The sequence below is a fragment of the Streptomyces sp. bgisy130 genome, from assembly GCF_057708345.1.
In genome coordinates this window covers 1-15,192 of the sequence record NZ_JBYISA010000069.1, presented here as the reverse complement: position 1 = coordinate 15,192, position 15,192 = coordinate 1, and the positions used below count along the sequence as shown (strand labels likewise).

9 protein-coding genes are annotated in these 15,192 nt (G+C 71.9%); 6 read left to right on the top strand and 3 right to left on the bottom strand.

The window, feature by feature from the left end:
• Positions 1-107: 107 nt before the first annotated feature.
• Positions 108-968 (bottom strand): 3-methyl-2-oxobutanoate hydroxymethyltransferase, encoded by an 861-nt coding sequence (panB, locus tag AC3EUV_RS37110; RefSeq protein WP_432147028.1) that lies wholly within the window; start codon positions 966-968, stop codon positions 108-110.
• A gap of 192 nt (positions 969-1,160) precedes the next feature.
• Here panB and AC3EUV_RS37105 point away from each other — a divergent pair, with 192 nt between their 5' ends.
• The 4 genes from AC3EUV_RS37105 to AC3EUV_RS37090 all read left to right on the top strand — a co-directional run bounded on the left by AC3EUV_RS37105 (position 1,161) and on the right by AC3EUV_RS37090 (position 6,165).
• Positions 1,161-2,780, top strand: coding sequence for an MFS transporter (locus AC3EUV_RS37105; RefSeq protein ID WP_432147029.1), 1,620 nt, complete (start codon positions 1,161-1,163; stop codon positions 2,778-2,780).
• Positions 2,777-3,436, top strand: coding sequence for a TetR/AcrR family transcriptional regulator (locus AC3EUV_RS37100; protein ID WP_432147030.1), 660 nt, complete (start codon positions 2,777-2,779; stop codon positions 3,434-3,436). The genes AC3EUV_RS37105 and AC3EUV_RS37100 overlap by 4 nt, the downstream gene beginning before the upstream one ends.
• A gap of 298 nt (positions 3,437-3,734) precedes the next feature.
• Positions 3,735-4,739, top strand: coding sequence for an endonuclease/exonuclease/phosphatase family protein (locus AC3EUV_RS37095; RefSeq protein ID WP_432147035.1), 1,005 nt, complete (start codon positions 3,735-3,737; stop codon positions 4,737-4,739).
• Between the two features lie 163 nt (positions 4,740-4,902).
• Complete coding sequence (locus AC3EUV_RS37090) at positions 4,903-6,165, top strand: MFS transporter (protein WP_435604810.1); 1,263 nt, start codon at positions 4,903-4,905, stop codon at positions 6,163-6,165.
• 82 nt (positions 6,166-6,247) lie between these two features.
• Here the strand turns inward: AC3EUV_RS37090 and AC3EUV_RS37085 are convergent, their stop codons facing one another.
• Together AC3EUV_RS37085 and AC3EUV_RS37080 are read right to left on the bottom strand one after the other, a co-directional pair.
• The gene (locus AC3EUV_RS37085; protein ID WP_432147032.1) at positions 6,248-8,002 is read right to left on the bottom strand and encodes an NAD+ synthase; all 1,755 of its coding nucleotides are present in this window, start codon (positions 8,000-8,002) and stop codon (positions 6,248-6,250) included.
• 123 nt (positions 8,003-8,125) lie between these two features.
• On the bottom strand, positions 8,126-9,739 hold the full coding sequence (locus tag AC3EUV_RS37080; RefSeq protein WP_432147033.1) for a multicopper oxidase family protein: 1,614 nt from the start codon (positions 9,737-9,739) through the stop codon (positions 8,126-8,128).
• Between the two features lie 834 nt (positions 9,740-10,573).
• Here AC3EUV_RS37080 and glnA point away from each other — a divergent pair.
• Positions 10,574-11,935: a type I glutamate--ammonia ligase gene (gene glnA, locus AC3EUV_RS37075; protein ID WP_387247746.1), complete on the top strand. Its 1,362-nt coding sequence runs from the start codon at positions 10,574-10,576 to the stop codon at positions 11,933-11,935.
• 29 nt (positions 11,936-11,964) lie between these two features.
• A complete protein-coding gene (locus AC3EUV_RS37070) occupies positions 11,965-14,988 on the top strand; it encodes a bifunctional [glutamine synthetase] adenylyltransferase/[glutamine synthetase]-adenylyl-L-tyrosine phosphorylase (RefSeq protein WP_432147034.1) in 3,024 nt (1,007 codons plus the stop codon).
• The last annotated feature ends 204 nt before the right edge of the window (positions 14,989-15,192 follow it).

Sequence of the window (15,192 nt, the reverse complement as noted above, 5' to 3'; positions counted from 1 at the left end):
ACACACCGGCCCCGGAGGTCCGTCACCGCACCCGACAACCACCTGGCCCGCCGCAGGCGCAACGGCGAGCAACGCCCACGGCGGGAAAGACGAAAACGTGGGGCCGCTTAGTGGAAAACGTGGGGCTCCGCCGGAAACGTGCCGCCCACGACCTCCTCCGCGAACGCCTTGGCCGCGTCGCCGAGCAGCTCCCGCAGGGCAAGGTATTGCTTGACGAACTTCGGGACCCGGCCGGCGGTCATGCCGGCCATGTCGGTCCACACCAGGACCTGCGCGTCGCAGTCCAGGCCCGCGCCGATGCCGACGGTGGGGATGTAGAGCGATCGGGTGACCTCGGCGGCCAGCTCGGCGGGTACGGCTTCCAGGACGACCGCGAACGCACCGGCGTCCTGCACCGCCTTGGCGTCCCGAAGCAGCTGCTGGGCCGCTTCCTCGCCGCGGCCCTGGACGGGGTAGCCGCCGAAGGCGTTGACCGACTGCGGGGTCAGTCCGACGTGCGCCATCACCGGGATGCCGGAGGAGACCAGCAGCTCCACCTGGTCGGCGGAGCGCTCACCGCCCTCCAGCTTGACGGCGCCCACGCCGGCTTCCTTCACCAGCCGGGTGGCGTTGCGCAGCGCCTGCACCGGGCCTTCCTGGTACGAGCCGAACGGCAGGTCGCCGATGACCAGCGCGCGCTTGGTGCCCCGGACGACCGCCGCGGACAGCAGGGTGATCTCGTCCATGGTGACCGGCACGGTGGATTCGTAGCCGAGGTGGCAGTTGCCCATCGAGTCGCCGACGAGCAGGACGGGGATGCCGGCCTCGTCGAAGACGGAGGCGGTCATGGCGTCGTAGGCCGTGAGCATCGGCCACTTCTCGTCGCGCGCCTTGGCGGCGGCGATGTCGCGGACGGTGACCCGGCGCGAGCCGGTGCCTCCGTAGAGCGACTTGTCGACCGGCTTCTGGGCAGGCGAAAGCTGCGTCATGGTGACGGCTCCTGTTCCTCATCTCGAGGCACCCTGACGGTGTCCCCGGAATCCCCTCCATGCTGGCACGGCCCGCGCACAAAGGAAAAGGGAGCGGGCGCAAGCCGGTCCGTTCACCCGGAGGAGGGGACGCGCCCGCGCCCGCTTTCAATACGGAACGGGCTCGTATCGGAAGCCCGTAGGGTGCCCGGCATGGCCACCTCACCCCCCGCCCCGGACGCACCGCCGGGCCGCCGGATCCCGGACCGCATCCACCGCCGCCGCTGGGCGATCCTGTCCACCCTCATGCTCAGTCTGCTGATCGTGGTGCTGGACAACTCGATCCTCAACGTCGCCATGAAGACGCTCGCCACCCCGGCCCCCGCCGGTCTCGGCGCCACGCAGAGCGAGCTGGAGTGGGCGATCAACTCCTACACCCTGGTCTTCGCCGGTCTGCTGTTCACCGCGGGTCTGCTCGGTGACCGTGTCGGCCGCAAGAAGATCCTGCTCTTCGGGCTGGCGGTCTTCGGTGCCGGGTCGGTGCTGGCCGGGGTCTCCGGCTCGCCCGCCGAGCTGATCACCTTCCGGGCCGTGATGGGCCTGGGCGGCGCCTTCGTCATGCCCGCCACCCTCGCCATCCTGATGAACGTGTTCGAGCGGGAGGAGCAGCCCCGGGCGATCGGCATCTGGGCCGGCGGGGTGGGCATCGCCATCGCGGTCGGCCCGATCGCCGGCGGGCTGCTGCTGGACCACTTCTGGTGGGGCTCGGTCTTCATGATCAACGCGCCGATCGTGCTGCTCTCGCTGGTCGCGATGGTGGTCCTGGTACCCGACTCCAGGGACCCGCACCCCGGCCGGATGGACCCGTTCGGGGTGCTGCTGTCCGTCGTGGGGCTGGTCCTGCTGGTCTACGGCATCATCAAGGGCGGTCAGCTCGCCGACTTCTCCGACCCGCAGGTGGTCGGCACGGTCGTCGGCGGCCTGCTGGTGCTGACCGTCTTCGTGCTGCACCAGAAGCGCAGCGACCATCCGTCCATCGACATCAGCTACTTCCGCTCGCCCGCCTTCTCGGCCGCCATCGCCGCCATCGCGCTGGTCTTCTTCGCGCTGATGGGGGTCTCGTTCTTCGCCGTCTTCTACATCCAGAGCGTGCGCGGCTTCAGCCCGCTCCAGGCCGGGCTGCTGTTCCTGCCGCTGGCCGCCGCCCAGCTGCTCTTCGCGCCGCGGGCCCGGCTCGCCGTGGACCGCTACGGTGCCCGCGCGGTGTGCACCTTCAGCATGTTCGTGGTGGCCGACACCATGCTGGGCCTGTTGCTGCTGAACGAGGCGACCCCGATCTGGATCATGGAGGCGCTGCTCTTCCTCCAGGGCGCCGGGATGGCGCACATCATGCCGCCGGCCACCGTCGCGGTCATGCAGTCGCTGCCACGGGAGAAGGCCGGCTCCGCCTCAGCGCTCAACAACGTCTTCCGGCAGGTCGGCGGCACCCTGGGCGTCGCCGTCCTCGGCTCGCTGCTGTCGACGACCTACCGCGACGGTATCGAGGACACCCTCGACGCGGTGCCGGGACTGCCGCCCGCTGCCCGGCACGCGGCCGGCGAATCCATCGAGGCGACCCTCGGACTCGCGGACCGGATGGGCCCGGCCGGCCGGCCGCTGGCCGCCGCGGCCGACGATGCCTTCATCCATGCCATGCATGTCACCGCGCTCGGTTCGGCCGCCGTCGCGCTGGTCGGGGCGCTGGTGAGCGTGCTGTTCCTACCGGGCAAAATGGGGCCGGCCCCGCAGGCGGCGGAGCCCCTGGAAGAGCGGAAGGCGGGCGCGGAGAGATGAGCCGGGCGGCGGAGGACCCCGAGGGCGCGGCAGCCGGGGGGCGGCCGGGCCCGGCGGTCCCCGCGGGCCGCGGCCGGCCGCGCAGCGCCGCCGCCGACTCCGCCATCATCGAGGCCGTGCTGCGCCTGATCGAGGACGGGGCCTCCATAGGCGAGTTGTCCATGGAGGGCATTGCCCGCGCGGCGGGCGTCGGCAAGGCCACGGTCTACCGCCGCTGGTCCGGCAAGAGCGCTCTGCTGCTCGACGTCATGCGGTCCCTGGACGTCCCCGGCCCGCCGCCGGGCGGCCTCTCGGTGCGCGACGACCTGGTCGCCCTGCTGGAGTTCCTGCGCCGCCGCGGACTCGCCAAGCGCGGCTCCGCGCTGCTGCGCACCCTCGTCAGCCATGTGCAGACACAGCCGGAGCTGTGGGCGGAATATCACGACACGGTGGTAAGGGCCCGCCGGGAGGCGCTGCTCGGGGTGCTGCGGCGCGGCGTGGCGAGCGGCGAGATCCGTGCCGACCGCGATCTGGAGATGCTCGCCGATCTGTTCGTCGGCCCGATGCTGTCCCGCGCCCTCCTTCATGAGTGGAAGGAACTGCCCGAGGGCCTTTCGGCGGATATCGTCGACACGGTTCTGGAAGGCGTACGGCCGACGGCGGACACGGCGGGCTGAACGCCCCGGCACCCGCGCCGAGTTGAACGCCCCGTCAGCTTTCGTTGGACGGGCGGGAAACCGCGGGTGAACGGGAGTGGGACTGCTGGGCGGAGACCGCCCGGAGCTCCGCCGTATGACCGGATCATGCCCGTTCTGTCACAGCCGAGGTCACAACCCCGGGGGCCGGAACCCGGACCCGTCACCGGGCCGTCCTCACTTCTAAGAAAGCCCATTACGGACCATCGCCTAGGGTCGGAGATCCAGGTGAGGCGCAGCGACGCAAGGTAGTGAGGACAGCGACATGGCGCAGGCATATATGACGGAGCCGGGACAGGGGCACACCCCCGGGCAGGCCGGTTCCCGGGCCGAACGCCTGCGGAACTGGTGGCGCCCGGAGGGCACCTGGCGGCGCGGTCTCGTGCTCGCGGTGCTGGCCATCCTGCTCGGGCTGCTGATGATTCTGCACGCGGAGGTCCCCAACACCCCGGGAAACTGGGGCAGTCTGCTGGAGACCTTCCTGCCGTGGGTGGGGCTGGGCATCCCGCTGCTGCTCATCGCCGCGCTGCTGCGCCGCTCGGCGAGCGCGCTGGTCGCCCTGGTGCTGCCGGCCTTCGTGTGGGTCAACCTCTTCGGCGGCCAGGTCACCGACAAGGCCGGTGAGGGCGGCAATCTCACCGTGCTCACCCACAACGTCAATGTGGACAACCCCGATCCGTCGGGCACCGCCAAGGACCTCGTGGCGTCCGGCGCCGATGTGGTGGCCCTGGAGGAGCTCTCCGGCAACGCCCTGTCGACCTACCGTCAGGGGCTGGCGAAGGCGTATCCGTACCACACGATCGAGGGCACGGTCGGCCTGTGGAGCAAGCGTCCGCTGACCGACACCCGGCCGGTGGACACCAAGATGGGGTGGAACCGCGCGCTGCGGGCCACCGTCACCGCCACCGACGGCCAGCAGTTCGCGGTGTACGTCGCCCATCTGCCGTCGGTGCGGGTCAACGCCGCGAAGGGCTTCACCGCCAACCGGCGGGACGCCAGCGTCGAGGCGCTGGGCGAGGCGATCGCCGCCGACCCGGTGAAGAAGGCCGTGCTGCTCGGCGATCTCAACGGCACCATGAACGACCGCTCGCTGGCCCCGGTCACCTCCCAGATGCGCTCCGCCCAGGGCGCCGCGGGTGACGGCTTCGGCTTCAGCTGGCCGGCGGCGTTCCCGATGGCCCGGATCGACCAGATCATGATGAAGGGGATGGACCCGGTCAAGGCCTGGGTGCTGCCCTCGACCGGCAGTGACCACCTTCCGGTCGCGGCCTCGGTGAAGATCTGAGGGACGGCGGGGCGCGCGGGCGGCGGAGAGCGGAAACGGGTTCGTCATGCCCCGTTCTCCGGGCGGAATACTGAGCCTGAGAGACTTTGTTCCGTAAGAGAACTTATTGCTTACGGTCCGCTGTCCGCGTGCCCGCCGCACGCAACACCCCGAAAGGTCTTTCATGCCCTTGGCTCTGCTCGCGCTCGCGATCTCGGCCTTCGGTATCGGCACCACGGAGTTCGTGATGATGGGCCTGCTGCCCAACGTCGCGGACGATCTGGGCACCTCGGTGCCCACCGCCGGCTACCTCGTCTCCGCCTATGCCCTCGGCGTCGTCATCGGCGCCCCGCTCCTGACCGCCCTCGGCTCCCGTATCCCGCGCAAGCGGATGCTGGTCTGGCTGATGGCGGTCTTCACGGTCGGCAACCTCGCCTCCGCCCTGGCCCCCACCTTCGGGCTGCTGGTCGCCGGCCGGCTGCTGGCCGGCCTGCCGCACGGTGCGTTCTTCGGCGTCGGCGCGGTGGTCGCCGCCCGGCTGGTGCGGGAGGGCCGCCAGGCCCGCGCGGTCGCCACGATGTTCCTCGGGCTGACCATCGCCAACATCATCGGGGTGCCCGCCGCGACCCTCCTGGGCCAGCAGTTCGGCTGGCGCGCCACCTTCCTCATCGTGGCCGCCATCGGTCTGGTCGCGATGGCGGCCCTGGCCCGGCTGGTCCCCCCGCTGCCGGCCGACGAGCGCACCGGCCTGGCCCGCGAGCTGCGGGCGCTGGGTGACCGCCAGGTGCTGCTCGGCCTGCTCACCACCGTCTTCGGTTTCGCCGGGATCTTCGCCGTCTACAGCTACCTCGCGTCGATGATGACCGAGGTCACCGGCTTCGCGGAGGGCACCGTCCCGCTGGTCCTCGCGCTCTTCGGCATCGGGATGACCCTCGGTGCGCTGGCCGCGGGCCCGCTCACCGACCGGGCCCTGCGCCCGACCCTGTACGGCTCGCTGGCCGCACTGGCCCTCGTCCTGACCGCCTTCCACTTCACCGCCCAGGTGAAGTGGGCCGCCCTGGCCACGGTCGTCGTCATCGGTGCCGTCGGCTTCCTGACCACCACGCCGCTCCAGATGCTGGTCATGAACAAGGCCCAGCAGGCCCCGACGCTGGCCGCCGCCTCCAACCAGTCCGCCTTCAACCTCGCCAACGCCGGCGGCGCCTGGGTCGGCGGGCTGGCCCTGGCGGCCGGCTGGGGCTGGACCTCCGCGACGTTGGTCGGCGCGGTCCTGGCGGCCCTCGGCCTGGCCGTCGCCCTCCTGGCCGGTCTCCTGGACCGCGGCGACCGGGACCCGTCCCGGATCGTGGCCCGCAGCGGCGAGACGGAGACGGAGCAGGCCACGGGCGCGACGGAGACGGAGCAGGCCGCCGGCGCGGCGGTGCCGGCCGGGGACCGCATCGGCTGACCGCGCACGGGCGCCCGGCCGGGGGCGGACGGGTCGGGGGCGGACGGTTCGGCCCCGCCCCCACCGCTCCCCTGACGCCCCCTCAGGCCCCTTCCCGCCAGTGGTTGGTGATCGGCAGCCGGCGGTCCTTGCCGAAGCCCTTCGCGGAGATCTTGGTGCCGGGCGGGTACTGGCGGCGCTTGTACTCGGCGTGGTCGACCATCCGCAGCACCCGCGTCACCAGCTCGGCGTCGAAGCCCTGGGCGACGATCTCCTCCCGGCCGTGGTCGCGGTCGACATACAGCTCCAGGACGCGGTCCAGGACGTCGTAGTCGGGGAGCGAGTCGGTGTCGACCTGGCCGGGGCGGAGTTCGGCGCTCGGGGGCTTGCTGAGGGTGTGCTCCGGGATCGGCGGGGTCTGGCCGCGGTCGGCGGCGGCCTGGTTGCGCCAGCGGGCCAGTTGGTAGACGACGGATTTGTAGACGTCCTTGATGGGGCCGTAGCCGCCCACCGAGTCGCCGTAGAGCGTCGAATAACCGCAGGCCAGCTCGGACTTGTTGCCGGGGGCGAGGACCAGGTGGCCCTCCTGGTTGGAGATGGCCATCAGGGTGGTGCCCCGGAGGCGCGACTGGAGGTTCTCCTCGGCCAGGCCGGTCAGCGGCAGCGCGGCCATGTAGGCGTCGAACATCGGGCCGATCGGCACCGTGCGGAAGGACAGGCCCGTACGGCGGGCGAGTTCGGCGGCGTCGGTGAGGGAGTGCTCCGACGAATAGCGGGACGGCATCGCCACCGCATGCACCTGGCCCGCCCCCAGCGCGTCACAGGCCAGGGCGGCGACCAGCGCGGAGTCGATCCCGCCGGAGAGCCCGAGCACCACACTGCGGAAGCCGTTCTTGGCGACATAGGCCCGCAGGCCGACGACCAGCGCGGTGTAGATCTCCTCCAGGTCGGTGAGGCGCTCGGCCCGGCCGCCGGGGGTCTCGGGAGGGTAGGGCGGCAGCGGGGCGGGGGAGAGGGTGACATGGGTGACGCGCAGCCCGTCGTCCAGGATCCCCGAGGGGGGCTCGGGCGCCGCGGCCGGCAGGTCCAGATCGACCAGCACACAGCCCTCCGCGAACTGCGGCGCCCGTGCGATCACCCCGCCGTGCCTGTCGACCACGATCGAGTCACCGTCGAAGACCAGCTCGTCCTGCCCGCCGATCATCGCCAGATAGGCGGTGGTGCAGCCGGCCTCCTGGGCCCGCCGGCGGACCAGCTCCAGCCGGGTGTCGTCCTTGTCCCGCTCGTACGGCGAGGCGTTGACCGACACCAGCAGCCCGGCGCCCGCGCTGCGCGCCGCCGGCACCCGCCCGCCGTCCTGCCACAGGTCCTCGCAGATGGCCAGCGCGACATCCACCCCGTGCACCCGTACGACGGGCAGCGTGTCGCCGGGGACGAAGTAGCGGAACTCGTCGAACACGCCGTAGTTGGGAAGGTGGTGTTTGGCGAAGGACAGTGCGACTTCGCCGCGGTACAGCACGGCGGCGGCGTTCTGCGGGGCGCCCGCGGGACGGCCGTAGCGCGGTGTGGCCTGTGTGCCGCGGTCGAGATAGCCGACGATCACCGGCAGGTCGCCCAGGCCCTGCCCGTCCAGCCGGGCGGCCAGCGACCGCAGCGCGGCACGGCTCGCCTCGACGAAGGAGTGGCGCAGTGCGAGGTCCTCGACGGGGTAGCCGGTCAGCGCCATCTCGGGGAACGCGACGAGGTGGGCGCCCTGGCCGGCGGCGTGCCGGGTCCAGTGCAGGATCGTCTCGGCGTTCCGGTCGAGGTCACCGACACAGGAGTCGATCTGATTGAGGGCGAGACGAAGTTGAGGCACCCCGCCAGTGTAATCGTCTTTCTGACGCAATGGGGGGGGAGCGGTGCCGGAGGAGCCGCGGACGGGTGACGGACGGCGCCGGCCTGCCCCCGCCCGCCCCGTCGGCTTGCCCCCGCCCGGCCCCTAGTCCTTCAGGTAGCCGAGCACCGTCATCATCCCCGACTCCGAGTGATAGACGTTGTGGCAATGGACCATCCACAGCCCGGGGTTGTCGGCGTCGAAGTCGACATCGAGGCTGCGTCCCGGCAGCACGATCGCGCTGTCCTTGCGGGGCCCGCCGTTCGGCAGCGCGAAGTGGTGCCCGTGGATGTGTACGGGGTGCCACATCCGGGTGTGGTTGCGGATGGCGAGCCGCACCCGCTCACCGGCCCGGATCGGGTCCCGGTGGGACGGTGTGTACTGCCGCCCGTTGATCGCCCAGTCGAACTTCGCCATGGAGCCGGTGAGCTTCAGCTCGACGGTGCGGTCGGGGCGGCGGGACACGGCCCGTGCGCTCTCGGCCGCCCGGAGCCGGTAGGCGGACAGCAGCCGGCCGTCCAGCTCCCCGGGCCGGGCGGACTCCCCGGGCGCCTCGCCGCCGCCGGTGCGCAGCACGGCCCGGACCATGTGCTTCTTGCCCTCGGCGAGCGCGGCCAGCGGGAAGACGCCGTCCTTGGCGGTGACCAGGACGTCATAGCGCTCGCCCATGCCGAGCACCAGGGCCTCGGTCTCGGCGTGCTCGACGGGGAAGCCGTCGGCGTGCGTCACGGTCATGGCGTGGCCGCCGAGCGCGACACGGTAGGCGGTGTCACCGCCCGCGTTGAGGAAGCGGATCCGGATGCGGTCGCCGGGCTTGGCGCGGAAGGTCTCCGCGTCCTTGGCGAGCCGGCCGTTGATGAGGTGGTACGGGTAGTCCACATCGCCCGCCTCGCCGCCCAGCAGCTTGCTGTAGGAGCCGGTGAGCATCCGCGACGGGCCGCCGCCGGGCTCGGAGCCCGCGGCGGGCGCGTCGTGCTCCCCGCCGGTCTCGCCCTCGTCCATGTGCATGCCCCCGTGGCCGGACCCGCCGCCCGCGCCGCGGTTCAGCTCGGCCATCACGCTGTCCGGGGTGCTGCCGTCCACCCCGTCGACCCAGTCGTCCAGCACGACGACCCATTCCTTGTCGTAGGAGAGCGGCTCCCTGGGGTCCTCGACGATCAGCGGCGCGTACAGTCCGCGGTCCTGCTGGACGCGGGAGTGCGGGTGCAGCCAGTAGGTGCCGGGGTGGGTGACCGTGAACCGGTAGGGGAAGGAGGCGCCGGGCATGATGGGTCGCTGGGTGAGGGTGGGGACCCCGTCCATGTCGTTGCGCAGCGCCAGTCCGTGCCAGTGCACGGAGCTGGACTGCGGCAGATGGTTGACCAGGGTCATGGCGAGCGTGTCGCCCCTCGTGACCCGGATTTCCTTGCCGGGCAGTGCCTCGCCGTACGCCCAGGTGTCGACGGTGTGGCCGCCCAGGTCGATACGGGCCGGGGTGGCGGTCATGGTGAACTCGCGCACCGGGCCCGGGCTCCGCTTGCGCTCGGTCTCGGCGACCTCCGGGCCGTCCGGCATGACGTAGTCGGACGGGGTGGGGCGGTGGGGCCCGGGGGCGTCCCTGCCGTCCGTGCCGGAGTGCGGGCCGGAGCTGAATTCGCCAGTGGCGCGGGCGGCCAGCAGACCGCTGCCGACGACGGCGATACCCGCGCCGAGCAGGGCGCGGCGGGAGTGCGTACGCATAGAGATGCACCTCGTGACGGTGTCGCTGGGTGATGTGGGTACGGGGGCACTGCCGCGGACTCCGGCGGGTGTCGGCGGCGGGGGCGCGCTGCTGTTCGCGGGCCGGCGGGGGCGCGCTCCTAGGCGCGCGGCGCCGACAGGCGGCCGGGGAGTTCCTGGCGCGGCGGCGCGGATATGGGCCACGGCCCGGCGGCGGCCTTGCCCTGTGCGCGCATCGCGGACCTCTCGTCGGAACGGCAAACCGGCGGACGCCGGGGAGGCCGGCATGCCCGCAGGCTACCCCCTAGGGGTATGGGCCTCCAGTAGTGGTCCGCCAATGGAGTACACCGGCGGCCGCCGACGCTCCGGGCCCTCCAGGCCCGGCCGTCCACGGTCCGCCGCCTCGGTGCCACCGCTGAACTTGCCACCACCCGCCCATTCTTGGCCCTTCCGCGCCACGGGCGTGCCCGGCGTTCCGTACCGCCGCCCGGGTCCACCCGAACACCTGGCTCTCGGTGACCACGGCACGCTCGTCCGCCGAGGGGTGGGCGGTACCGGATCTTTCGGAGACGGCCGCGCCGGCCCCTCCCGGGCCGGGGAACGGACCCCTCAATGCCGGGTCAATGAGCCCTCAGTAGCGGTCCAAGACTGGACCAAGCCCCCCGATTGCCGCCGCCGGCCGCGCTGAGCTGCTGTGCTGCGGGAAGGATGCGAGGTGAGAGTTACGGGACGGCGGTTCTGGTTCAGGCCAAGGGTGCGTAATGTGACGGTAACCCCCTCACGTGATACTGGTGCCACAGCACGTTGTTCCACGTGGCTGGACGGGCCGATTGACCTGCAAGGATTGGTGACCCCATGGACAAGCAGCAGGAGTTTGTGCTCCGTACGCTCGAGGAGCGCGACATCCGCTTCGTACGGCTGTGGTTCACCGACGTGCTCGGGTTCCTCAAGTCCGTGGCGGTGGCCCCCGCGGAGCTGGAGCAGGCCTTCGACGAGGGCATCGGCTTCGACGGCTCGGCCATCGAAGGATTCGCACGGGTGTACGAATCCGACATGATCGCCAAGCCCGACCCCGGCACCTTCCAGATCCTGCCCTGGCGCGCCGAGGCCCCCGGCACCGCCCGGATGTTCTGCGACATCCTGATGCCGGACGGCTCCCCCTCCTACGCCGACCCGCGCTATGTCCTCAAGCGCATCCTGGCCAAGACCTCCGACCTCGGGTTCACCTTCTACACCCACCCCGAGATCGAGTTCTTCCTGCTCAAGGACAAGCCCGTGGACGGCTCCCGGCCGATCCCGGGCGACTCCTCCGGCTACTTCGACCACACCCCGCAGAACGTCGGCATGGACTTCCGCCGGCAGGCGATCACGATGCTGGAGTCGATGGGCATCTCGGTGGAGTTCAGCCACCACGAGGGCGCCCCCGGCCAGCAGGAGATCGATCTGCGCTACGCCGACGCGCTGTCGACCGCCGACAACATCATGACGTTCCGGCTGGTCATGAAGCAGGTCGCGCTGGAGCAGGGCGTGCAGGCCACCTTCATGCCCAAGCCGTTCTCGGAGTACCCGGGCTCCGGCATGCACACCCACCTCTCGCTCTTCGAGGGCGACCGCAACGCCTTCCACGAGTCCGGCTCGGAGTACCAACTCTCCAAGGTCGGCCGCTCGTTCATCGCCGGTCTGCTGCGGCATGCCGGGGAGATCTCCGCCGTCACCAACCAGTGGGTCAACTCCTACAAGCGCATCTGGGGCGGCGCCAACCGCACCGCGGGCGCCGGTGGCGAGGCCCCCTCCTACATCTGCTGGGGCCACAACAACCGCTCCGCGCTGATCCGCGTGCCCATGTACAAGCCCGGCAAGATGGGCTCCACCCGGGTCGAGGTCCGCTCCATCGACTCCGGAGCCAACCCGTATCTGTGCTACGCCGTGCTGCTCGCCGCCGGCCTCAAGGGCATCGAGGAGGGCTACGAGCTGCCGGCCGGCGCCGATGACGACGTCTGGGCGCTGTCCGACTCCGAGCGCCGGGCGATGGGCATCGAACCGCTGCCGCAGAACCTCGGCGAGGCCATCGAGCTCATGGAGCGCAGCGAACTGGTCGCCGAGACCCTCGGCGAGCACGTCTTCGACTTCTTCCTGCGCAACAAGAAGCAGGAGTGGGAGGAGTACCGCTCCGAGGTCACCGCCTTCGAGCTGCGCAAGATGCTGCCCGTGCTCTGAGCCACCGCGCCACCGAGAGGCTTGCACCCATGGCACTTCCCGCTCCGCAGGGACGGCGGAGCAGCACCTTCACCCGGCTGCTGAGGCACGGTTTCACCGACCCCTCGGCGGCCGGGGAGCTGCTCGATTCCGCCCCGTTCGCGTCCGTACGCGATGACTCGGTACTGCTGGAGGCGCTGGGCGCCACCGCGGACCCGGACCTCGCCCTGCACAGCCTGGCCCGGCTGGTGGAAGCCCAGGACCCGGACGAGCAGCAGGCGCTGCTGAGCACCGTCGTCGCGGCGAAACCGCTGCGCGACCGGCTGCTGGGGGTGCTGGGCGCCTCCGAGGCGCTCGCCGACCACCTCGTCCGGCATCCGCATGACTGGCAGTCGCTGGTCACCTACGAGTCGGTGGATCTGCACCCCACCACCCCCGAGTTCGAGCTGGCGCTCGCCGAGGGGATCTGGGGCGGGGCGAACGCCGAACGCCCGCGCGCGGACGCGCTGCGCACCGCCTACCGCCGCTCCCTGCTGGGCATCGCGGCCCGCGATGTGTGCGGCACGACCGATGTCGCCGAGGCCGCCGCGGAGCTGGCGGACCTGGCCACCGCCACCGTCCGGGCCGCCCTGGAGATCTCCTACGAAGAGGCGCCCGGGGACGCCGCGGTGTCCCGGCTGGCCGTCATCGGCATGGGCAAATGCGGCGGCCGCGAGCTGAACTACGTCTCCGACGTCGATGTCATCTTCGTCGCCGAGGCCAAGGAGGGCGTGGACGAGGCCAAGGCACTCCAGGCCGCGACCCGGCTCGCCGCCCGCATGATGCGGCTCTGCTCGGACAACACCGTCGAGGGCACGATCTGGCCGGTGGACGCCAATCTGCGCCCCGAGGGCCGCAACGGCCCGCTGGTGCGCACCCTCTCCAGCCATCTCGCCTACTACCAGCGCTGGGCCAAGACCTGGGAGTTCCAGGCACTGCTCAAAGCCCGCCCGATGGCCGGTGACCTCCAGCTGGGGCAGGAGTACGTGGACGCGCTGGCGCCCATGGTCTGGGAGGTCGCCGAGCGGGAGAACTTCGTCGCCGATGTGCGCCAGATGCGCCGCCGGGTCGTCGAGAACATCCCCGCGGCCCAGGTCGAGCGGGAACTCAAGCTCGGCCCCGGCGGACTGCGCGACGTCGAATTCGCCGTCCAGCTGCTCCAGCTCGTCCACGGCCGCAGCGACGCCACCCTGCGCAGCGCCACCACCCTCGACGCCCTCGCCGCGCTGGCCGCCGGCGGCTACGTCGGACGCCAGGACGCCGCGGCCCTGGACGCCGCCTACCGCTTCCTGCGCACACTGGAACACCGGATCCAGCTCTTCCGGATGCGCCGTACGCATCTGATGCCCGAGGACGAGGGCGAACTGCGGCGGCTGGCCCGCTCGTTGGGCCTGCGCACCGAGCCGGTCGACACCCTCCGCAGGGAGTGGCGGTGGCACGCCCGCGAGGTGCGCCGGCTGCACGAGAAGCTCTTCTACCGGCCGCTGCTCGACGCCGTCGCCCACCTGGAACCCGGCGAGACCCGGCTCTCCGCCAAGGCCGCCGGCCACCGCCTCGAAGCGCTCGGCTACGCCGACCCGGTCGCCGCGCTGCGCCACCTGGAGGCGCTGGCCTCCGGCGTCACCCGCAAGGCCGCCATCCAGCGGACCCTGCTGCCGGTGCTGCTCGCCTGGTTCGCGGACTCCGCCGACCCGGACGCCGGACTGCTCAACTTCCGCAAGGTGTCCGACGCGCTCGGCAAGACCCCCTGGTACCTGCGGCTGCTGCGTGACGAGGGCGCCGCCGCCGAGAACCTCGCCCGGGTGCTCTCGGCCGGCCGGCTGGCCCCCGATCTGCTGCTGCGCGCCCCCGAGGCGGTCGCCCTGCTGGGCGCCCCCGACGGGCTCCAGCCACGCGGCCGGGCCGCCCTGGAACAGGAGGTGCTGGCCGCGGTCGGCCGCGCGGACGGTGCCGAGGCCGCGGTCGCGGCGGCCCGCGGGGTGCGCCGCAGAGAGCTGTTCCGTACGGCCGCCGCGGATGTGATCGGCGCATACGGCACGGAGTTCAGCCCCGCGGCGAACGACCACGGCTACTCCGTCGACGCCGTCGGCTCCGCCGTCTCCGACCTCAACGCCGCCACCCTCGCCGGCGCGCTGCGCGCCGCGGTCCGCGAGCAGTGGGGCGACACCCTGCCCACCCGCTTCGCGGTGATCGGCATGGGCCGGTTCGGCGGCCATGAGCTCAACTACGGCTCGGACGCCGACATCCTCTTCGTCCACGAGCCGCGCGACGGCGCCGACGAGCAGGAGGCCGCCAAGGCCGCCCACGCCGTCGCCAACGAGATGCGCCGGCTGCTCGAACTCCCCTCCTCCGACCCGCCGTTGCTCATCGACGCGGACCTGCGCCCGGAGGGCAGGACGGGCCCGCTGGTGCGGACCCTCGCCTCGTACGCCGCCTACTACCGGCGCTGGTCACTGGTCTGGGAGTCGCAGGCCCTGCTGCGCGCCGAACCGGTCGCCGGCGACATCGAACTGGGCGAGCGCTTCATCGAACTGATCGACCCGCTCCGCTACCCCGCCGAGGGCCTCGGCGACGACGCGGTCCGCGAGATCCGCAAACTCAAGGCCCGCATGGAGGCCGAACGGCTGCCCCGCGGCGCGGACCCCACCACCCACGCCAAGCTGGGACGCGGCGGCCTGAGCGATGTCGAGTGGACCGTACAGCTGCTCCAGATGCAGCACGGCTGGGAAATCCCCGGCCTGCGCACCACCCGCACCCGCGAGGCGTTGGCCGCTGCCCATGCGGCCGATCTCCTCGACACCGAGGATGCGCAGACCCTCGATGAGGCATGGGTCCTGGCCGCCCGCGTACGCAACGCGGCCATGATCGTCCGTGCGCGCCCCGGCGATACGTTCCCTGTCGACGGCCGCGAGTTGGCCGCGGTCGGCCGCTACCTCGGCTACGAGGAGGGCCAGACCGGCGGGATGATCGACGACTACCGCCGGGTCACGCGCCGGGCGCGGGGGGTTGTGGAGGAGATCTTCTACGGGGCGTAGTGCTTCCCACGTTTTCGTCTTTCCCGCCGTGGTGGTTGCTCGCCGTTGCGCCTGCGGCGGGCGGGTGGGTGTCGGGTGCGGTGACGGACCTCCGGGGCCGGTGTGTGGGACTGCTTCGCTTTACGTCCCCCACACCGGCCCCTCCGGCCCGTCCCCTCCCGTTGGGGGAGTGAATGACGGTGAGTGGGGGCGTGCGTCCGTAGG